Raw genomic sequence first — 16804 nt, forward strand, 5'->3', positions numbered from 1 at the left:
GGTCAGGCCGGTGACAACGTCGGCGTGCTGGTCCGCGGTCTGAAGCGTGAAGACGTCGAGCGTGGCCAGGTGCTGGCCAAGCCGGGTTCGGTGACGCCGCACACGCAGTTCGAGGGTGAGGTGTACATCCTGTCGAAGGACGAGGGTGGCCGTCACACGCCGTTCTTTAGCAACTACCGTCCGCAGTTCTACTTCCGCACGACGGACGTGACCGGTTCGATCAAGCTGCCGGAAGGCACCGAGATGGTGATGCCGGGCGACAACGTGAAGATCACGGTCGAGCTCGGTTTCCCGATCGCGATGGACGAAGGTCTGCGCTTCGCGATCCGCGAAGGCGGCCGCACCGTCGGCGCCGGCGTGGTGTCGAAGATCATCAAGTAAGCCGGGTTCCCGCTACGGGAAGACGAGAGGCGAGGACGCGAGTCCTCGCCTTTTTTTGTATTGGGGACTGGGGATAGGGGTGGGGCGGCATGGCCGGCGTGCGATCTGGGTTGCGGGATAGTCTGCGCTGGCGCGTCGCGTTGAATTGCGTGGCAGCGTTCGATCGCGCGCCCCCATTTCCCACCTCCCATCTCCCGCTCCAACCACCCCCTTCCATTCCCGCAAAGGCCCTGCTACAATTCGCGGGCTAAGATTCCCGGGTGCCTCCACGGCCCCGGACCACGCGAAATGAGGTGCACGGAAGGCGCTTCGAGTTCGCAGGCAGGGAAGCCGGGTAGGGTGCCAATCGCCGACGGGGCTCACGCTCTGTTGACGTTATTTTTTGCGCATTCTATACTTTTTCGTCTAGGCAGGCTGTTTATTCGGCCTGCCTGACTTTTTCGGGTCGTTCGGGTGGCTTCCAGCCGCTGCGGAGCGGCCCGTTGCGGTACCCGTAGTTTGTAGTTTTGGGTTGTGCGGGGGTGGCGAGAAGCCCCTCCGAATCACAAGAACGTTCTTTCGATAACAGGACACGGTTTTATGGCGAACCAAAAGATTCGCATCCGGCTCAAGGCGTTCGATCATCGTCTGATCGACCGTTCGGCCAGCGAAATCGTCGAGACGGCCAAGCGCACTGGCGCCACGGTCCTCGGCCCGATTCCGCTGCCGACCAAGATCGAGCGCTACACCATTCTGGTGTCGCCGCACGTCGACAAAGATGCCCGCGACCAGTACGAGACCCGTACTCACAAGCGCGTTCTGGACATCGTCGACCCCAACGACAAGACCGTGGACGCGCTCATGAAGCTCGATCTCGCGGCTGGCGTTGACGTCCAGATCAAGCTCGGCTGAGCGGACTAAAGGATACGAAGATGAGTATCGGACTGGTTGGCCGCAAGTGCGGCATGAGCCGGCTCTTCACCGAAGACGGCCGCTCGATTCCGGTGACGCTGATTGAAGCGACCCCGAATCGCGTGACGCAGGTGAAGACCGAAGAAAACGACGGCTACAGCGCCGTGCAGGTCACGACGGGCGCGAAGCGCGCCTCGCTCCTGACCGCCCCGCTGAAGGGCCATTACGCTAACGCCAAGGTCGAGCCGGGCCGCGGTCTGTGGGAGTTCCGCGTTTCCGCGGAAGACGCAGGCAAGTACGCGATCGGCACCGAGATCAAGGCGGACGACGTGTTCACCGTCGGTCAGACGGTCGACGTCGCCGGCGTGTCGAAGGGTAAGGGTTTCCAGGGCACCATCAAGCGTCACCACTTCAAGATGGGCGACGCCACGCACGGTAACTCGCTGTCGCATCGCGCCCCGGGCTCGATCGGCCAGCGCCAGACGCCGGGCCGCGTGTTCCCTGGTAAGAAGATGTCGGGCCACATGGGTGCGGTGAACCGCACGCAGCAGGGCCTCGAAGTTGTCAAGGTCGACGCCGAGCGCCACCTGATCGCGGTCAAGGGCGCAGTCCCGGGCGCGCCGGGCGGTGACGTCGTGATTCGTCCGACGACCAAGGGCTGAGGAGAGACGCCATGGAACTCAACGTTATTGGCGCCAAGGCGCTCACCGTGTCGGACGACGTGTTCGGCGGCGAGTACAAGAAGGCCCTCGTGCACCAGGTCGTCACCGCCTATCAGGCGGCTGGCCGTGCCGGTACGAAGGCTCAGCTGTCTCGCGGTCAGATGTCGGGTACGACCAAGAAGTTCAAGAAGCAGAAGGGCGGCGGCGCTCGTCACGGCGATTACCGCGCTCCGATCTTCGTCGGTGGTGGTGTGACGTTCGCAGCGAAGCCGCGCAGCTTCGAGCAGAAGGTCAACCGTAAGGCTTACCGCGTCGCGATCCGTTCGATCGTCGCCGAGCTGAACCGCCAGAACCGTCTGAAGGTCGTCTCCGAGCTGTCGATGGAAGCCCCGAGCACCAAGGGCATGATCGCCAAGCTCGCCGAGCTCGAAGTCAAGGGTCGCGTGCTGCTGGTGTCGGAAGACGCCACCGAAGCGCTGTACCTGTCCGCTCGCAACATTCCGTACATCCACGTCGTCGACGTGCTGGCCCTGAATCCGGTCAGCCTGGTCGGCAGCGACTACGTCGTCATGACGGTGGACGCGGTCAAGAAGGTCGAGGAGTGGCTCGCATGAGCACCGAACGCACGCTCAACACGCTTCGCGCGCCGCACATCTCCGAGAAGTCGGCTCGCCTTGCTGAGAACAACCAGTACGTTTTCGTCGTGGCGCCCGAGGCGACCAAGGCCGATGTCCGCGCAGCGGTGGAACACCTCTTCGACGTCAAGGTCGTGGACGTGAACCTCGTGAACACGAAGGGCAAGGTCAAGTCGTTCCGCTTCCGCACTGGCAACCGCCAGGGCAAGCGTAAGGCCTACGTGCGCCTCGCCGACGGTCACACGATCGACGTGTCGGCCAAGGCCTGAGCCAGGAGTTGAATTGAGATGGCACTGATCACTCACAAGCCGACCTCCCCGGGCCGCCGCGACGCAGTCAGCGTGCGGACCGAAGGTCTGCACAAGGGCGCACCGTACGCGCCCCTGACCGAATCGCAGTCGAAGACCGGCGGTCGCAACCACTTCGGTCGCATCACCACGCGTCATCGCGGCGGCGGTCACAAGCAGGCTTACCGCATCATCGATTTCAAGCGTGACAAGGAAGGCATCGCCGCCGTTGTCGAGCGTCTGGAATACGATCCGAACCGCACCGCGCACATCGCGCTGCTGTGCTACGCCGACGGCGAGCGCCGCTACATCATCGCGCCGAAGGGCGTGGCGGTGGGCGACCGTCTCGTGTCGGGTTCCGACTCCCCGATCAAGCCGGGCAACTGCCTGCCGCTTCGTTCGATCCCGGTCGGTTCCACGATCCACTGCATCGAGATGAAGCCGGGCAAGGGTGCGCAGATCGCGCGTTCGGCCGGCGCCTCGGTCCAGCTGGTCGCTCGCGAGCAGGGCTATGCCACGCTGCGTCTCCGCTCCGGCGAAATGCGTCGCGTCCCGGTCGAATGCCGCGCCACCATCGGTGAAGTCGGCAACTCCGAGCACAGCCTGCGCAAGCTCGGCAAGGCCGGCGCCAAGCGTTGGAAGGGCATCCGTCCGACCGTCCGCGGCGTGGTCATGAACCCGGTCGACCATCCGCACGGCGGTGGTGAAGGCCGTACCTCCGGCGGCCGTCATCCGGTCAGCCCGTGGGGCACGCCGACCAAGGGTTACAAGACGCGCAACAACAAGCGCACCCAGCAGTTCATCGTGCGTCGTCGCAAGTAATAGGAAACGATCATGCCGCGCTCTCTAAAGAAAGGTCCGTTCGTTGACCTGCACCTCGTAAAGAAGGTGGAAGCCGCCGTTTCCGCCAACAACAAGCGTCCGATCAAGACCTGGTCGCGTCGCTCGATGATCCTGCCGGAGATGGTCGGTCTGACCATCGCCATCCACAACGGCCGCCAGCACGTGCCGGTGCTCATCAACGAGAACATGGTCGGGCACAAGCTCGGCGAGTTCGCGGTGACCCGCACCTACAAGGGCCACGCCGGCGATAAGAAGGGCAAGTGATGAGCACCGAAGCCAAAGCGATCCTGCGCAGCGCCCGCATCTCGGCGCAGAAGGCACGCCTGGTGGCTGACCTGGTCCGCGGTATGCCCGTGGGCCGAGCCAGCGACGTGCTCGCCTTTACCAACAAGAAAGCCGCCCACCTTGTCCGCAAGGTGCTGCTCTCCGCCGTCGCCAACGCCGAGAACAACCTCGGTGCCGACGTCGACGAGCTGAAGGTGGCTCGCATCTTCGTCGACGAAGGTCCGGCGATGAAGCGTATGTATGCCCGCGCCAAAGGCCGCGGTTCGCGCATCCTGAAGCGCACCAGCCACATCACTGTGGTTGTGGGCAACTGACTGGGGTAAGAAACGATGGGTCACAAAGTTCATCCCACCGGTATCCGCCTCGGCATTGCCAAGGACTGGAACTCGAAGTGGTACGCCAACAAGGGTGAGTACGCCCAGTACCTCGCTGCCGACCTCAAGGTCCGCGAGATGCTGCGCAAGAAGCTCGCCGCCGCCGGTATCTCGAAGATCCAGATCGAGCGCCCGGCCAAGACCGCCCGCGTGACGATCCACACCGCCCGTCCGGGCGTGGTGATCGGCAAGAAGGGCGAGGACATCGAGAAGCTCCGTAAGGAAGTCACCGACATGATGGGCGTCCCGACGCACATCAACGTCAGCGAAGTCCGTAAGCCGGAGCTCGATGCCCAGCTCGTCGCGGAGTCCATCGCTCAGCAGCTCGAGCGTCGCATCATGTTCCGCCGCGCGATGAAGCGCTCGGTCGGCAACGCGATGCGCCTCGGTGCCCTCGGCATCAAGATCAACGTTTCCGGCCGTCTCAACGGCGCCGAAATCGCGCGCTCCGAGTGGGCCCGCGAAGGTCGCGTTCCGCTGCACACCCTGCGTGCGGACATCGACTACGGCACCGCCGAGGCCAAGACCCAGTACGGCATCATCGGTGTCAAGGTGTGGGTCTACAAGGGCGAGATCTTCGATCTGGCGGCCGCCACGGCTGAGTCGAAGGAAGAACAGCAGCCTCAGCAGTCGTCGCGTCGCGAGGGTGGTGAAAACCGCCGCGATCGCGATCGGGCTGCCAAGTAAGGAGCGTTGCCATGTTGCAACCGAAGCGTACCAAGTACCGCAAGATGCATAAGGGCCGTAATGACGGCCTGGCATTCAACTCCAACCTCGTGAGCTTTGGCGAGTACGGCCTGAAGTCGACGACGCACGGTCAGCTGACCGCGCGCCAGATCGAAGCGGCCCGTCGTTGCATCACGCGCTACGTGAAGCGTGGCGGCAAGCTCTGGATCCGCGTGTTCCCGGACAAGCCGATCACCCGCAAGCCCATCGAAGTCCGAATGGGTGCAGGTAAGGGTGGCGTCGAGTTCTGGGTGGCCCTGATCCAGCCGGGCCGCATGCTTTATGAAATCGAAGGCGTCGACGAGGCGACCGCGCGCGAGGCGTTCCGCCTGGCCGCTGCCAAGCTCTCGGTCCAGACCCAGTTCGTCTCCAGGGCGGTGATGTAATGGCCATCAAAGAAATCAACGACAAGTCGGCGGAAGAGCTGAAGCAGCATCTGCTGGACCTTCGCAAGGAGCAGTTCAATCTGCGCATGCAGAAAGGCTCCGGTCAGCTCACTCAGCCGCACCAGCTGCGCCGCGTTCGGCGTGACATCGCCCGCACGAAGTTCGTGCTCGGCGGCAAGAAGTAAGGACGGCGGACATGAGCGATAACACGAAGGCGGCACGCACCCTCACGGGGCGTGTCATCAGCAACAAGATGGCCAACACGGTAACGGTCCTGATCGAGCGCCAGGTGCAGCACCCGCTGCTCGGCAAGATCATCCGCCGCTCCACGAAGCTCCACGCACACGACGAAACCGGTGCGAACGAGGGCGACGTGGTCCGCATCGCGGAGTGCCGTCCGCTGTCGAAGACGAAGCACCACCGCGTGGTCGAAATCGTCACGCGCGCTGAAGTTTAAGGAGAGCTGCGATGATCCAGATGCAAAGCACGCTTTCCGCGGCGGACAACAGCGGCGCGAAGGAACTGATGTGCATCAAGGTGCTGGGCGGCTCGAAGCGCCGTTATGCCAGCGTCGGTGATGTCATCAAGGTGACCGTCAAGGACGCCATTCCCCGCGGCAAGGTCAAGAAGGGCGAGGTGTACAACGCCGTGGTGGTTCGTACCGCCAAGGGTGTGCGTCGCTCGGATGGCTCGGTTATCCGTTTCGACGGTAACGCGGCCGTCCTCCTCAACAACAAGCTCGAGCCGATCGGCACCCGTATCTTCGGGCCGGTTACCCGCGAGCTGCGCAGCGAGAAGTTCATGAAGATCGTCTCGCTCGCGCCTGAAGTGCTCTGAGCGGAGGCCAGACCATGAACCGTATCCGCAAGGGTGATAACGTCGTCGTCATCACCGGCAAGAACAAGGGCCAGCGCGGTGACGTGCTGCGCGTCGATGGCGACCGCGTGGTCGTTTCGAACGTGAACCTCGTCAAGCGCCACACCAAGCCGAACCCTCAGGCCAACCAGCCGGGCGGTATCGTCGAGCGTGAGGCCTCGATCCATATCTCCAATGTCCAGCTCTTCAACTCCGCCACGAACAAGGGCGAGCGCGTTGGCACCAAGACGCTCGAGGACGGGCGCAAGGTGCGCGTGTTCCGTTCGGGCGAAGTGGTCGACGCGTAAGGAATCGAAGTCATGACCCGCCTTGAAACGTTTTACAAAGAGTCGGTAATGAAGAAGCTCACCGAGCGCTTCGGTTACCAGAACGTCATGCAGGTTCCGCGCATCACGAAGATCACGCTCAACATGGGCGTCGGCGAAGCCGCCGGTAACAAGAAGATCCTCGAGAACGCGGTCGCCGACATGACCAAGATCGCTGGCCAGAAGCCGGTCACGACGAAGGCCCGCGTGTCGGTCGCTTCGTTCAAGATCCGCGACGGTTGGCCGATCGGTTGCAAGGTCACGCTCCGTCGTGCCCAGATGTGGGAATTCCTGGACCGCCTGATCAACATCTCGCTGCCGCGTACGCGCGACTTCCGTGGTGTCTCCGGCCGTGCCTTCGATGGCCGTGGTAACTACAACTTCGGCATCAAGGAACAGATCATCTTCCCGGAAATCGACTTCGATCAGGTCGACGCGCTGCGCGGTATGGATATCTCCATCACCACGACCGCCAAGTCCGACGAAGAAGCCAAGGCGCTGCTGGAAGCCTTCAGCTTCCCGTTCCGCAACTGATTACAGGTAGAACATGGCCAAGACCTCGATGATCGAGCGCGATATCAAGCGCTCCAAGCTCGTCAAGAAGTACGCCGCCAAGCGCGCCGAACTGAAGGCGATCGTGCTGAGCGCCACCGCCTCGTATGACGAGAAGATGGAAGCCCAGACGAAGCTGCAGAAGCTTCCCCGCGATGCGAGCCCGTCGCGCCAGCGTAACCGCTGCGCCCTGACCGGTCGTCCGCGTGGCGTCTACAGCAAGTTCGGCTTGGGCCGCAACAAGCTCCGCGAAGCCACCATGCGTGGCGACGTGCCGGGCCTGCGCAAGGCTAGCTGGTAAAAAACTCGCCAACGGCGGGACAAGCTGTTATAGTCGTCGGTCTGCGCAACGCAGACCGACTTCTGTCGGCTTTACAATTTAAGATTTCCGGTAATTCGGATATCGGTGCACTCTCAAGGGTTTTCTTATGAGCATGACTGATCCCATCGCCGATCTGTTTACGCGCATCCGCAATGGCCAGGCCTCTGGCAAGTCGGTTGTCCGTATGCCGTCGTCGAAGATGAAGCTGGCGGTTGCCACGCTTCTGCAGAACGAAGGCTATATCCTCGACGCCCGCACCGCCGACGAAGGCGGCAAGCCGGTCCTCGAGATCAAGCTGAAGTATTTCGAAGGCCGTCCGGCCATCGAGTCCATTTCCCGTGTCAGCCGTTCCGGTCTCCGCGTCTACCGCGGCAAGGACGAGCTGCCGAAGGTCCTCGGTGGCCTGGGTATCTCGATCATCTCGACTTCCGCCGGTCTCCTGACCGACGCGCAGGCCCGTGCCAAGGGTCTGGGCGGCGAAGTCATCGGCCAGGTGGCGTAAGGAGTCCCGACATGTCACGTGTAGCCAAAAAGCCCATCACGCTCGCCAAGGGCGTCGAACTCTCGGTCGCCAACGGCACCGTCACCGTCAAGGGCCCGAAGGGCACCCTGACCACCCATGAACTGCCGGGCGTTTCGTTCCAGCAGGAGAATGGCGTGGTGAACATCGTTCTCGCCGACGGCGCGGACGACAAGTTCGGCGGCACGGCGCGTGCGATCGTCGCCAACATGGTCCAGGGCGTGTCGGCCGGCTTCGAGAAGAAGCTCGAGCTCGTCGGCGTCGGTTACCGCGCTCAGCTCACCGGCAAGTCGGTGAACCTGTCGCTCGGTTACTCGCACCCGGTCGTGTTCGAGGCGCCGGAAGGCATCACCATCGAAGTCCCGACGCAGACGGAAGTCCTCATCAAGGGCGCCGACAAGCAGCTCGTGGGCCAGGTGGCAGCCAAGATCCGCGCATTCCGTTCGCCGGAGCCCTACAAGGGCAAGGGCGTCCGTTACGCCGGCGAGACGATCATCCTGAAGGAAGCCAAGAAGGCTTAATAAGCCTATCCGCTTCCTGGAGACGAGACGATGAACAAGAACGAATCCCGCCTGCGCCGCGCCAAGTCGACCCGCGCCCACATCCGTGAGCTCGCCGTCGCCCGCCTGAGCGTGCACCGCACCGGTCAGCACATCTACGCCCAGGTCTTCGCGCCGAACGGCACCGTCGTGGCAGCTGCCTCGACCGTGCAGAAGTCGGTCGCCGAAGGCCTCAAGAGCAAGAAGAACGTCGAAGCCGCCTCCACGGTGGGTCGCATCGTTGCCGAGCGCGCCAAGGCCGCCGGTATCGAAGCCGTCGCGTTCGATCGCTCGGGTTTCCGTTATCACGGTCGCATCAAGGCACTTGCCGACGCGGCGCGTGAGGCCGGCCTCAAGTTCTAAGAGGCGTCAGGCCACGGCATCGGCCCCTCGGGGCCGGTGTCGCCCGAAGTACCTACAACTCCAAGCGGCGACCAAGCCGTAAACGTGAAGTCCCGGGGTCCTTCCCGGGCAGACAGGAAAAGAGATGTCCTCGACAGATCGCGAAAATTCGGACGGCATGCTTGAAAAGCTGATCGCCGTCAACCGCGTGGCCAAGACCGTCAAGGGTGGCCGCCAGATGAGCTTCACCGCGCTGACGGTCGTCGGCGATGGCGAGGGTCGCGTCGGCTTCGGTTATGGCAAGGCCCGTGAAGTGCCGGTCGCCATTTCCAAGGCCATGGAGCGCGCCCGCCGCAACATGGTGACCATCGAACTGAACAACGGCACGCTGTGGTACGCCATCAAGGCCAACCACGGTGCGGCCCGCGTCTTCATGCAGCCCGCCTCCGAGGGTACCGGCGTCATCGCCGGCGGTGCCATGCGCGCCGTCCTCGAAGTCGTCGGCGTGAAGAACGTCCTTGCGAAGGCCGTCGGCTCGCGCAACCCGATCAACCTCGTCCGCGCGACGATCAAGGGTCTGCAGGCCGTCGCCTCGCCGAAGCGCATCGCCGCCAAGCGTGGCAAGACGATCGAAGAGGTGCTGGGCAATGGCTAAGAACAACGAAACCGCCGGCACCGTCCGCGTCCGCCTGGTCAAGGGCCTGCGCGGTGTGCAGGGTCGTCATCGTCTGAGCGTCAAGGCCCTCGGCCTGAACAAGCTCAACGATGTGCGCGAACTGAAGGATAGCCCCCAGGTCCGTGGTCTGATCAACACGGTCTACTACCTGGTCCGGGTCGAGGAGTAAGCATCATGCGTCTTAACGACATCAAGCCCGGCAAGGGCGCCCGCAAGACCCGCACCCGCGTCGCCCGCGGTATCGGCTCCGGCCTCGGCAAGACCGCCGGCCGTGGTCACAAGGGTCAGCACGCCCGTGCCGGTAACACGCACCGCGTCGGTTTCGAAGGCGGTCAGATGCCGCTGCAGCGTCGTCTTCCGAAGGTGGGCTTCCGCTCGCTGAAGAAGGCCGACACCGAGCAGGTCATGCTGTACCAGCTGGCTTCGATCCAGGCCGACACGATCGACCTGATCGCTCTGCACGCCGCTGGCCTCGTGTCCAGCCGCGCCAAGAAGGTCAAGGTGGTGCTGAAGGGCGAGATCTCTCGCGCCATCAAGCTCCAGGGCGTGCTTGCGACGGCCGGCGCCAAGGCGGCCATCGAAGCCGCCGGCGGCAGCGTGGAGTAATCAGGTGGCTGCAGCGCAGGGCACAACGCTCGGCTCGCTGGGCAAACTGACGGAACTGCGTCAGCGCATCTTTTTCCTTATCGGTGCGCTGATCGTCTTCCGCCTCGGTTCGTTCATTCCCGTTCCGGGCGTGAACCCCGAGGCGATGACGAGCCTGGTCGAAGGCGGTGGCGGCCTGCTGAACATGGTCAACATGTTCTCGGGCGGTTCGCTGTCCCGCTTCTCGGTGTTCGCTCTCGGTGTGGTGCCGTACATTTCGGCATCCATCGTGGTGCAGATGATGGGCTCGGTCATTCCGTCGCTCCAGGCACTGCGCAAGGAAGGCGAGTCGGGTCGTCGCAAGATGACCATGTACACGCGCTTCGGCACGGTCGGCCTCGCGGCCTTCCAGGCGTTCGGCATCGCGGTGGCCCTGCAGAAGCAGGTCGCGGCGGGTGGTGCGCCGGTGGTCTACATGCCGGGTGCGGGCTTCGTCCTCGCGTCGGTCGTCGGCCTTACCGCCGGCACCATGTTCCTGATGTGGCTGGGTGAGCAGATCACGGAGCGCGGCATCGGCAACGGCATCTCGATGCTGATCTTCGCCGGTATCGTCGCGGGTCTGCCCGGTGCGATCGTGCACACGCTGACCATGGCGAACAACGGCGAGCTGTCGGTGCTGAAGCTGCTGATGGTCACCGTGGTGATCCTCGCGGTCACGGCGTTCGTGGTGTTCATGGAGCGCGCCCAGCGGCGTATCACCGTGAACTACGCGAAGCAGGGCAGCCAGCGTCAGTTCCAGCGCCAGACCTCGCACCTGCCGCTGAAGATCAACATGGCGGGCGTCATTCCGCCGATCTTCGCGACCAGCCTGCTGCTTTTCCCTGCAACCGCGGCAACCTGGTTCGGCTCCGCCCACCAGTCCCGCTGGCTGCAGTGGCTGACCACGGCGCTGAGCCCGGGTGAGCCGGTCCACGACATCGTGTTCGCGGTGCTGGTGATCGGATTCGCCTTCTTCTATACGGCGATCGTGTTCAACTCGCAGGAAACGGCCGATAACCTCAAGCGTTCGGGCGCGTTGATTCCGGGCATTCGTCCGGGTCGCGCCACGGCGGACTACATCGATGGCGTCATGACCCGGCTCACCGGCGTCGGCGCGCTCTACATCGTGCTGGTCTGCCTGGTGCCCACGTTCATGCAGAACGCCTGGCACGTCCCGTTCTATTTCGGCGGCACTTCGCTGCTGATCGTGGTGGTGGTGGTGATGGACTTCACGGCTCAGGTCCAGGCCCATCTCGTCAGCCACCAGTACGAGAGTCTGCTCAAGAAGTCGAATCTCCGTCGCAGCTGAGACGCGACGGAACAGCCCCCAAGTAGGGGAGGCCGCGGCGCCTGGCGCCGCAGGACTTCCCGTTTAGGTTAATTCAGGTTAGAATTGCGCGTTTACCGCGCACGAAACGCATCGGAGACAGTACATCATGGCGCGCATCGCGGGTGTCAATTTGCCGGTCCAGAAGCATGTCTGGGTCGGTCTGCAGAGCATTTACGGAATCGGCCGGTCGCGGGCCAAGCAGGTCTGCGTGGACGCGGGCGTGGTTGCGACCACTCCCATCAAGTCGCTGAGCGAAGGCGAGGTCGAGAAGATCCGCGCCGAAGTCGCGAAGTACACGGTCGAAGGCGACCTCCGCCGCGAAATCGGCATGGCGGTCAAGCGCCTGATGGACCTCGGTTGCTACCGTGGCCTGCGCCATCGTCGCGGCCTGCCGGTGCGCGGCCAGCGCACGCGTACCAACGCCCGTACCCGCAAGGGTCCGCGTCGTCCGATCAAGAAGTAACGGATACCGAACATGGCTAAGCCTGTTAAGACCAAGAAGAAGATCAAGCGCGTTGTCACGGATGCCGTGGCCCACGTGCAGGCTTCTTTCAACAACACCATCGTCACGATCACCGACCGCCAGGGCAACGCCCTGTCGTGGGCGACCGCAGGCGGCGCGGGTTTCCGCGGCTCCCGCAAGTCGACCCCGTTCGCAGCGCAGGTCGCCGCCGAGAAGGCTGGCCGCGCCGCTGGCGACTACGGTGTGAAGACCGTGGAAGTGCGCATCAAGGGCCCCGGCCCGGGCCGCGAGTCGGCCGTGCGCTCTCTGAACGCGTTGGGCTACAAGGTGCTCAACATTATCGACGTCACGCCGATTCCGCATAACGGCTGCCGTCCCCCCAAGAAGCGTCGCGTCTAAGGAGCATAACCATGGCCCGTTATCGTGGAGCTACCTGCAAGCTGGCGCGTCGTGAGGGTACGGACCTCGGTCTGAAGAGCCCGGCTCGCGCGCTTGATTCCAAGTGCAAGCTCGAAAACAAGCCCGGTCAGCATGGCGCCAACAAGCGCGCCCGTCTGTCCGACTACGCTGTGCAGCTTCGTGAGAAGCAGAAGGTCAAGCGCATCTACGGTGTGCTCGAGCGTCAGTTCAGCAACTACTACACCAAGGCTTCGACCCAGAAGGGCAACACGGGTGAAAACCTGCTTCGCCTCCTGGAAAGCCGTCTCGACAACGTCGTCTACCGCATGGGTTTCGCGGTCACCCGCGCCCAGGCTCGTCAGCTCGTTGCCCATAAGTCCGTCACGGTCAACGGTAAGAAGGTCAACGTGCCTTCGTACCACGTCCGTCCGGGCGATGAGGTTTCGCTGACCGAGAAGGCCCGCACGCAGCTGCGCGTGCAGGAAGCGGCGACGATCTACGACACGATGGATCTTCGTCCGTCGTGGGTCGAGGTCGACAGCAAGAAGTTCGCGGGTACGTTCAAGGCCGTCCCGGATCGTGGCGATCTGCCGGCCGATATCAACGAAGCCCTGATCGTCGAGCTTTACTCGAAGTAATCCACCGGAGCCTTGCATGGCAGTTTCGTCAACTAGTGTGCTGCGGCCTCGTGGCCTCAGCGTCGAGCAGCTTGGAGCGAACCGCGCTAAGGTGGTGGTCGAGCCGCTCGAGCGTGGCTTTGGTCACACCCTGGGCAACGCGCTGCGCCGCGTGCTGCTCTCTTCGATTCCGGGCAGCGCGATCGTCGAGGTCGAAATCGACGGCGTGCTGCACGAGTACACCACTCTGGAAGGCCTGCAGGAGGACGTGATCGAAGTCCTGCTGAACCTCAAGGACGTTGCCATCCGTCAGCACAGCGGTGATGAAGTCACCCTGACGCTGGCCAAGAAGGGCAAGGGCGTGGTCACCGCGGGCGACATCGCGGTCGATCACTCCGTCGAAATCGTCAATCCCGAGCACGTGATCTGCCACCTCACCAAGGATGTGGCTCTGAACATGCGCCTGAAGGTGCGTCGCGGCGTCGGCTACCAGCCGGCCAGCGCGCGCCAGCATCCGGATGACGAGACGCGGCCGATCGGCCGTCTGCAGCTCGACGCGTCGTTCGCGCCGGTCCTGCGCGTGGCTTACGAAGTGGACGCCGCTCGTGTCGAGCAGCGCACCAACCTCGACAAGCTCGTGCTCGACATCGAGACGAACGGCACGATCGGTGCCGAAGACGCCGTCCGCAAGGCGGCTGAAATCATCAACGACCAGCTGTCGGTGTTCGGCGACTTCTCGCGCCGCGAGAGCGACTCGACCAAGGCGGAGAAGGGCGGTTTCGATCCGCTCCTGCTGCGTCCGATCGACGATCTCGAACTGACGGTCCGCTCCGCGAACTGCCTCAAGGCCGAAAGCATCTACTACATCGGCGACCTGGTCCAGAAGACCGAGGTCGAGCTGCTGAAGACGCCGAACCTGGGCAAGAAGTCGCTGACGGAAATCAAGGATGTCCTGGGCGGGCGTGGTCTCGCACTCGGCATGAAGCTCGAAAACTGGCCGCCGCCGGGCCTTTCGCACGGCATGCAGCTGGGCTGATGCATCACGGGGCGATCGCTTTTCGATCGCCCCGATCCTTTGCGCCATCCGGTCGATGCCCAAGGCACTTCGATCGGCTTACCAAAGCGGTCCACAGAGGCCGTGCTCTTATAACGGGGCGTTTTGACAGCCTCGAATAGCGGGTAACCGCGGGAAGTCGACTCATCCTGATCGGCTTTTCATAACAACAGACATAGAGAGTAGACGTCATGCGCCACCAGAAATCCGGTCGCAAGCTCAACCGCACCAGCAGCCACCGCGAAGCGATGTTCAAGAACATGGCCGCGTCGCTGATCAAGCATGAGCTGATCCGCACCACCCTTCCCAAGGCGAAGGAACTCCGTCGCGTCGCCGAGCCGCTCATCACGCTCGCGAAGACCGATGGCGTCGCCAACCGCCGCCTCGCTTTCTCGCGCCTGCGCGACAAGCAGGCCGTCGGCAAGCTGTTCGTCGAGCTCGGCCCCCGCTACCAGCAGCGTCCGGGTGGCTACCTGCGCATCCTCAAGTGCGGCTTCCGCCCGGGCGACAACGCCCCGATGGCGTACGTCGAGCTGGTGGATCGCCCGGCCAAGACCGACGCCGTCGACGCCGAGTAAGCCTTTCGGCTCACCGTTGTCACGAAACCCCGGCAGGGTGACCTGCCGGGGTTTTTTTATGCCGCAAGTCGTTGTCACGGTTACAAATGAAACTGCGCGCGCCTACTGACAAACCCCTCCACAAAGCGTTAACGTGGGTGTCCCGCAACGCACCATCCCCCGAATGAACCCTCGTACCTGGTCCTTCCGCACGCGCTACCTCGCTGGATTCGTCGTCTGCATCGGTCTCATGGCGTTCGCGCTGTATTCGCAGTACGTCATGCACCTCGACCCGTGCCCGCTATGCATCTTCCAGCGCATCGCAGTGTGCGTCATGGGGTTGTTCTTTCTCATCGGGGGCCTGCATGCGCCGCGTACCACCGGCAAACGCGCGGTGTATGCCACGCTGATCTCGCTGGGTGGCCTCTGGGGCATCGCGACCGCGGGGCGCCACCTGTGGTTGCAGTCGCTGCCGGCTGACCAGGTCCCCGCGTGTGGGCCGGGCCTTGGCTACCTTTTCGACGCGTTTCCGTTCGTCAAGATGCTGAAGCTGGCGTTCACCGGCTCGGGCGAGTGCGCCAAGATCGAGCCGATCCTCGGCGTGCCCATGCCGGGCTGGACGCTGATCTGGTTCGTCGTTCTCACCGTGTGGGCCATCCTGGCCGTTCGTCGCACCGTTCGTTGACTTCCCGCGCCCCGTGGGGCGCATCCAAGCAGAGCACCGTCATGTCGCACATCCTCAAAGCCGTAACGCCCCCGTCCATCGACTGGACGCCGGCATCGTGGCGGTCGAGGACCGCCCTCCAGCAGCCGACCTACGAAGACGCCGACGAGCTCAACCGCGCGCTCGCGCAGCTCGGCGAGCTGCCGCCGCTGGTGACGTCGTGGGAGATTCTCGCGCTGAAGCAGCGCATCGCCGAGGCGCAGGAAGGCGAACGTTTCCTGCTGCAGGGCGGCGATTGCGCGGAAAGCTTCGCCGACTGCACGAGCCCCATCATTTCGAACCGCCTGAAGGTGCTGCTGCAGATGAGCCTCGTGCTCGTGCACGGCCTCAAGAAGCCGGTATTGCGCGTCGGTCGTTTCGCCGGCCAATACGCGAAGCCGCGCTCCGCGGACACGGAAACGCGCGACGGCGTGACGTTGCCCGCGTTCCGCGGCGATCTCGTCAACAGCCCGGAGTTCACGCCCGCGGCCCGTCGCGCCGATCCGAATCGCCTCATCAAGGCGCACTCGCGCTCGGCGATGACGATGAACTTCGTCCGCGCGCTGATCGACGGCGGCTTCGCCGATCTGCACCATCCGGAGTACTGGGACCTGGCCTGGGTCGAGCACTCGCCGCTGGCCGCCGAGTACCGCCGCATGGTCGCCAGCATCGGCGACTCGCTGCGCTTCATGGAGACGCTGGCCGGTCAGTCGATCTCGAGCTACTCGCGTGTCGACTTCTACACCTCGCATGAGGCGCTGCTGCTCCACTACGAAGCAGCCCTCACGCGCCAGGTGCCGCGCCAGGACGGCTGGTTCAACCTGTCCACGCATTACCCGTGGATCGGCATGCGCACGGCCGCGCTCGATGGCGCGCACACGGAATACTTCCGCGGCATCCGCAACCCGATCGCCGTGAAGGTCGGCCCGACCGTCCAGCCAGACGACCTCCTGCGCCTCATCGACGTTCTGAACCCGAACGAAGAGCCGGGTCGCCTCACGCTGATCCATCGCATGGGCAACGACAAGATCGCCACGCAACTGCAGCCGCTGCTCGAGGCGGTGAAGCGCGAAGGCCGTCGCGTGCTGTGGGTCGCGGATCCGATGCACGGCAACACCGAAAGCACCAGCAACGGCTACAAGACCCGCCGCTTCGCGAACATCGCCGGCGAACTCGACCAGGCGTTCGACATCCACGCGGCGGCGGGCACGCGCCTCGGCGGCGTGCACCTCGAACTCACGGGCGAGGACGTCACGGAATGCCTCGGCGGCGCGCGCGACCTGGTGGAAGGCGACCTCGACCGCGCCTACCGCTCGATGGTGGACCCACGCCTGAACTACGAGCAGTCGCTCGAGATGGCGATGCTGATCGTGCGCAAGTCGGGCGGCATGGGCTGAGCCAGGGCGCTATCGCCCCACCGACCACCCCGCCGTGGGCACCGGCGTACGCCGGTGC

29 protein-coding genes and 1 pseudogene are annotated in these 16804 nt (G+C 63.8%); all 30 read left to right on the forward strand.

Annotated features, from left to right (window positions below; genetic code table 11):
• Window positions 1-381 (forward strand): annotated as a pseudogene (tuf, locus tag BMY69_RS18935) (elongation factor Tu); the annotation flags it as partial.
• A gap of 579 nt (window positions 382-960) precedes the next feature.
• Window positions 961-1272 (forward strand): 30S ribosomal protein S10, encoded by a 312-nt coding sequence (gene rpsJ / locus BMY69_RS18940; RefSeq protein ID WP_014402136.1) that lies wholly within the window; start codon window positions 961-963, stop codon window positions 1270-1272.
• Between the two features lie 20 nt (window positions 1273-1292).
• Window positions 1293-1934, forward strand: a complete 642-nt coding sequence (rplC, locus tag BMY69_RS18945; RefSeq protein WP_089978135.1) for a 50S ribosomal protein L3 — start codon at window positions 1293-1295, stop codon at window positions 1932-1934.
• A gap of 11 nt (window positions 1935-1945) precedes the next feature.
• Entirely contained in the window at window positions 1946-2548 is a 603-nt protein-coding gene (rplD, locus tag BMY69_RS18950; RefSeq protein ID WP_090054997.1) for a 50S ribosomal protein L4, read from the forward strand.
• Window positions 2545-2838, forward strand: a complete 294-nt coding sequence (gene rplW / locus BMY69_RS18955) for a 50S ribosomal protein L23 (protein WP_046967254.1) — start codon at window positions 2545-2547, stop codon at window positions 2836-2838. Before rplD ends, rplW begins: the two co-directional genes overlap by 4 nt.
• Window positions 2839-2856: 18 nt before the next feature.
• Window positions 2857-3678, forward strand: coding sequence for a 50S ribosomal protein L2 (gene rplB, locus BMY69_RS18960; RefSeq protein WP_090054995.1), 822 nt, complete (start codon window positions 2857-2859; stop codon window positions 3676-3678).
• Window positions 3679-3690: 12 nt separating this feature from the next.
• Window positions 3691-3963 (forward strand): 30S ribosomal protein S19, encoded by a 273-nt coding sequence (gene rpsS, locus BMY69_RS18965; RefSeq protein WP_029213892.1) that lies wholly within the window; start codon window positions 3691-3693, stop codon window positions 3961-3963.
• Window positions 3963-4298: a 50S ribosomal protein L22 gene (gene rplV, locus BMY69_RS18970; RefSeq protein WP_029213891.1), complete on the forward strand. Its 336-nt coding sequence runs from the start codon at window positions 3963-3965 to the stop codon at window positions 4296-4298. Before rpsS ends, rplV begins: the two co-directional genes overlap by 1 nt.
• A 15-nt stretch (window positions 4299-4313) precedes the next feature.
• Window positions 4314-5045: a 30S ribosomal protein S3 gene (rpsC, locus tag BMY69_RS18975; protein ID WP_090054994.1), complete on the forward strand. Its 732-nt coding sequence runs from the start codon at window positions 4314-4316 to the stop codon at window positions 5043-5045.
• 11 nt (window positions 5046-5056) lie between these two features.
• The gene (rplP, locus tag BMY69_RS18980) at window positions 5057-5470 is read left to right on the forward strand and encodes a 50S ribosomal protein L16 (RefSeq protein WP_090054992.1); all 414 of its coding nucleotides are present in this window, start codon (window positions 5057-5059) and stop codon (window positions 5468-5470) included.
• The gene (rpmC, locus tag BMY69_RS18985) at window positions 5470-5655 is read left to right on the forward strand and encodes a 50S ribosomal protein L29 (protein ID WP_090054990.1); all 186 of its coding nucleotides are present in this window, start codon (window positions 5470-5472) and stop codon (window positions 5653-5655) included. The genes rplP and rpmC overlap by 1 nt, the downstream gene beginning before the upstream one ends.
• Window positions 5656-5666: 11 nt before the next feature.
• Window positions 5667-5927, forward strand: a complete 261-nt coding sequence (gene rpsQ / locus BMY69_RS18990) for a 30S ribosomal protein S17 (RefSeq protein ID WP_090054989.1) — start codon at window positions 5667-5669, stop codon at window positions 5925-5927.
• 11 nt (window positions 5928-5938) lie between these two features.
• Window positions 5939-6307, forward strand: a complete 369-nt coding sequence (gene rplN / locus BMY69_RS18995; RefSeq protein ID WP_090054987.1) for a 50S ribosomal protein L14 — start codon at window positions 5939-5941, stop codon at window positions 6305-6307.
• A 14-nt stretch (window positions 6308-6321) separates the two neighbouring features.
• Window positions 6322-6633, forward strand: a complete 312-nt coding sequence (gene rplX, locus BMY69_RS19000) for a 50S ribosomal protein L24 (RefSeq protein ID WP_090054986.1) — start codon at window positions 6322-6324, stop codon at window positions 6631-6633.
• A 12-nt stretch (window positions 6634-6645) separates the two neighbouring features.
• Window positions 6646-7185: a 50S ribosomal protein L5 gene (gene rplE / locus BMY69_RS19005; RefSeq protein ID WP_090054984.1), complete on the forward strand. Its 540-nt coding sequence runs from the start codon at window positions 6646-6648 to the stop codon at window positions 7183-7185.
• A 13-nt stretch (window positions 7186-7198) separates the two neighbouring features.
• Window positions 7199-7504: a 30S ribosomal protein S14 gene (gene rpsN / locus BMY69_RS19010; RefSeq protein WP_090054983.1), complete on the forward strand. Its 306-nt coding sequence runs from the start codon at window positions 7199-7201 to the stop codon at window positions 7502-7504.
• Between the two features lie 127 nt (window positions 7505-7631).
• Window positions 7632-8027 (forward strand): 30S ribosomal protein S8, encoded by a 396-nt coding sequence (gene rpsH / locus BMY69_RS19015; RefSeq protein ID WP_090054982.1) that lies wholly within the window; start codon window positions 7632-7634, stop codon window positions 8025-8027.
• An 11-nt stretch (window positions 8028-8038) separates the two neighbouring features.
• Entirely contained in the window at window positions 8039-8566 is a 528-nt protein-coding gene (gene rplF / locus BMY69_RS19020) for a 50S ribosomal protein L6 (RefSeq protein ID WP_090054980.1), read from the forward strand.
• Window positions 8567-8596: 30 nt separating this feature from the next.
• Window positions 8597-8947: a 50S ribosomal protein L18 gene (gene rplR, locus BMY69_RS19025; RefSeq protein ID WP_090054978.1), complete on the forward strand. Its 351-nt coding sequence runs from the start codon at window positions 8597-8599 to the stop codon at window positions 8945-8947.
• A gap of 124 nt (window positions 8948-9071) precedes the next feature.
• A complete protein-coding gene (gene rpsE, locus BMY69_RS19030; protein ID WP_090054977.1) occupies window positions 9072-9581 on the forward strand; it encodes a 30S ribosomal protein S5 in 510 nt (169 codons plus the stop codon).
• The gene (gene rpmD, locus BMY69_RS19035) at window positions 9574-9771 is read left to right on the forward strand and encodes a 50S ribosomal protein L30 (RefSeq protein WP_045831139.1); all 198 of its coding nucleotides are present in this window, start codon (window positions 9574-9576) and stop codon (window positions 9769-9771) included. Before rpsE ends, rpmD begins: the two co-directional genes overlap by 8 nt.
• Window positions 9772-9776: 5 nt before the next feature.
• Window positions 9777-10208 carry a 50S ribosomal protein L15 gene (gene rplO, locus BMY69_RS19040; RefSeq protein WP_090054975.1) on the forward strand — a complete coding sequence of 144 codons (432 nt, stop codon included), beginning with the start codon at window positions 9777-9779 and terminating at the stop codon, window positions 10206-10208.
• A 4-nt stretch (window positions 10209-10212) separates the two neighbouring features.
• A complete protein-coding gene (secY, locus tag BMY69_RS19045) occupies window positions 10213-11535 on the forward strand; it encodes a preprotein translocase subunit SecY (RefSeq protein ID WP_090054974.1) in 1323 nt (440 codons plus the stop codon).
• A 127-nt stretch (window positions 11536-11662) separates the two neighbouring features.
• Window positions 11663-12019, forward strand: coding sequence for a 30S ribosomal protein S13 (gene rpsM, locus BMY69_RS19050; protein ID WP_072322787.1), 357 nt, complete (start codon window positions 11663-11665; stop codon window positions 12017-12019).
• A 12-nt stretch (window positions 12020-12031) separates the two neighbouring features.
• Window positions 12032-12418 carry a 30S ribosomal protein S11 gene (rpsK, locus tag BMY69_RS19055; RefSeq protein ID WP_007513384.1) on the forward strand — a complete coding sequence of 129 codons (387 nt, stop codon included), beginning with the start codon at window positions 12032-12034 and terminating at the stop codon, window positions 12416-12418.
• 11 nt (window positions 12419-12429) lie between these two features.
• Window positions 12430-13056 (forward strand): 30S ribosomal protein S4, encoded by a 627-nt coding sequence (gene rpsD / locus BMY69_RS19060; protein WP_090054972.1) that lies wholly within the window; start codon window positions 12430-12432, stop codon window positions 13054-13056.
• Between the two features lie 16 nt (window positions 13057-13072).
• A complete protein-coding gene (rpoA, locus tag BMY69_RS19065) occupies window positions 13073-14071 on the forward strand; it encodes a DNA-directed RNA polymerase subunit alpha (RefSeq protein ID WP_090054970.1) in 999 nt (332 codons plus the stop codon).
• Window positions 14072-14280: 209 nt separating this feature from the next.
• Window positions 14281-14667: a 50S ribosomal protein L17 gene (rplQ, locus tag BMY69_RS19070; RefSeq protein WP_090054969.1), complete on the forward strand. Its 387-nt coding sequence runs from the start codon at window positions 14281-14283 to the stop codon at window positions 14665-14667.
• A 163-nt stretch (window positions 14668-14830) separates the two neighbouring features.
• Window positions 14831-15331 carry a disulfide bond formation protein B gene (locus BMY69_RS19075; protein WP_090181225.1) on the forward strand — a complete coding sequence of 167 codons (501 nt, stop codon included), beginning with the start codon at window positions 14831-14833 and terminating at the stop codon, window positions 15329-15331.
• 41 nt (window positions 15332-15372) lie between these two features.
• Window positions 15373-16746: a class II 3-deoxy-7-phosphoheptulonate synthase gene (locus BMY69_RS19080; RefSeq protein WP_090181226.1), complete on the forward strand. Its 1374-nt coding sequence runs from the start codon at window positions 15373-15375 to the stop codon at window positions 16744-16746.
• The last annotated feature ends 58 nt before the right edge of the window (window positions 16747-16804 follow it).

This window comes from Luteibacter sp. UNC138MFCol5.1 (assembly GCF_900110505.1).
Classification (GTDB): domain Bacteria; phylum Pseudomonadota; class Gammaproteobacteria; order Xanthomonadales; family Rhodanobacteraceae; genus Luteibacter.

What these genes read in the sequence shown, in the direction of transcription:
- rpsD (WP_090054972.1), top strand. Translation starts at nt 12,430, where the DNA reads ATGGCCCGTTATCGTGGAGCTACCTGCAAGCTGGCGCGTCGTGAGGGT.
- rplQ (WP_090054969.1), top strand. Translation starts at nt 14,281, where the DNA reads ATGCGCCACCAGAAATCCGGTCGCAAGCTCAACCGCACCAGCAGCCAC.
- BMY69_RS19080 (WP_090181226.1), top strand. Translation starts at nt 15,373, where the DNA reads ATGTCGCACATCCTCAAAGCCGTAACGCCCCCGTCCATCGACTGGACG.
- rpsE (WP_090054977.1), top strand. Translation starts at nt 9,072, where the DNA reads ATGTCCTCGACAGATCGCGAAAATTCGGACGGCATGCTTGAAAAGCTG.
- rpsS (WP_029213892.1), top strand. Translation starts at nt 3,691, where the DNA reads ATGCCGCGCTCTCTAAAGAAAGGTCCGTTCGTTGACCTGCACCTCGTA.
- rplR (WP_090054978.1), top strand. Translation starts at nt 8,597, where the DNA reads ATGAACAAGAACGAATCCCGCCTGCGCCGCGCCAAGTCGACCCGCGCC.
- rpmC (WP_090054990.1), top strand. Translation starts at nt 5,470, where the DNA reads ATGGCCATCAAAGAAATCAACGACAAGTCGGCGGAAGAGCTGAAGCAG.
- rpsC (WP_090054994.1), top strand. Translation starts at nt 4,314, where the DNA reads ATGGGTCACAAAGTTCATCCCACCGGTATCCGCCTCGGCATTGCCAAG.
- rplN (WP_090054987.1), top strand. Translation starts at nt 5,939, where the DNA reads ATGATCCAGATGCAAAGCACGCTTTCCGCGGCGGACAACAGCGGCGCG.
- rplC (WP_089978135.1), top strand. Translation starts at nt 1,293, where the DNA reads ATGAGTATCGGACTGGTTGGCCGCAAGTGCGGCATGAGCCGGCTCTTC.
- rpsM (WP_072322787.1), top strand. Translation starts at nt 11,663, where the DNA reads ATGGCGCGCATCGCGGGTGTCAATTTGCCGGTCCAGAAGCATGTCTGG.
- rpsN (WP_090054983.1), top strand. Translation starts at nt 7,199, where the DNA reads ATGGCCAAGACCTCGATGATCGAGCGCGATATCAAGCGCTCCAAGCTC.
- rpoA (WP_090054970.1), top strand. Translation starts at nt 13,073, where the DNA reads ATGGCAGTTTCGTCAACTAGTGTGCTGCGGCCTCGTGGCCTCAGCGTC.
- rpsQ (WP_090054989.1), top strand. Translation starts at nt 5,667, where the DNA reads ATGAGCGATAACACGAAGGCGGCACGCACCCTCACGGGGCGTGTCATC.
- rplF (WP_090054980.1), top strand. Translation starts at nt 8,039, where the DNA reads ATGTCACGTGTAGCCAAAAAGCCCATCACGCTCGCCAAGGGCGTCGAA.
- rplO (WP_090054975.1), top strand. Translation starts at nt 9,777, where the DNA reads ATGCGTCTTAACGACATCAAGCCCGGCAAGGGCGCCCGCAAGACCCGC.
- rpmD (WP_045831139.1), top strand. Translation starts at nt 9,574, where the DNA reads ATGGCTAAGAACAACGAAACCGCCGGCACCGTCCGCGTCCGCCTGGTC.
- rpsH (WP_090054982.1), top strand. Translation starts at nt 7,632, where the DNA reads ATGAGCATGACTGATCCCATCGCCGATCTGTTTACGCGCATCCGCAAT.
- rplX (WP_090054986.1), top strand. Translation starts at nt 6,322, where the DNA reads ATGAACCGTATCCGCAAGGGTGATAACGTCGTCGTCATCACCGGCAAG.
- rplB (WP_090054995.1), top strand. Translation starts at nt 2,857, where the DNA reads ATGGCACTGATCACTCACAAGCCGACCTCCCCGGGCCGCCGCGACGCA.
- rpsJ (WP_014402136.1), top strand. Translation starts at nt 961, where the DNA reads ATGGCGAACCAAAAGATTCGCATCCGGCTCAAGGCGTTCGATCATCGT.
- BMY69_RS19075 (WP_090181225.1), top strand. Translation starts at nt 14,831, where the DNA reads ATGAACCCTCGTACCTGGTCCTTCCGCACGCGCTACCTCGCTGGATTC.
- rplW (WP_046967254.1), top strand. Translation starts at nt 2,545, where the DNA reads ATGAGCACCGAACGCACGCTCAACACGCTTCGCGCGCCGCACATCTCC.
- rpsK (WP_007513384.1), top strand. Translation starts at nt 12,032, where the DNA reads ATGGCTAAGCCTGTTAAGACCAAGAAGAAGATCAAGCGCGTTGTCACG.
- rplD (WP_090054997.1), top strand. Translation starts at nt 1,946, where the DNA reads ATGGAACTCAACGTTATTGGCGCCAAGGCGCTCACCGTGTCGGACGAC.
- rplE (WP_090054984.1), top strand. Translation starts at nt 6,646, where the DNA reads ATGACCCGCCTTGAAACGTTTTACAAAGAGTCGGTAATGAAGAAGCTC.
- rplV (WP_029213891.1), top strand. Translation starts at nt 3,963, where the DNA reads ATGAGCACCGAAGCCAAAGCGATCCTGCGCAGCGCCCGCATCTCGGCG.
- rplP (WP_090054992.1), top strand. Translation starts at nt 5,057, where the DNA reads ATGTTGCAACCGAAGCGTACCAAGTACCGCAAGATGCATAAGGGCCGT.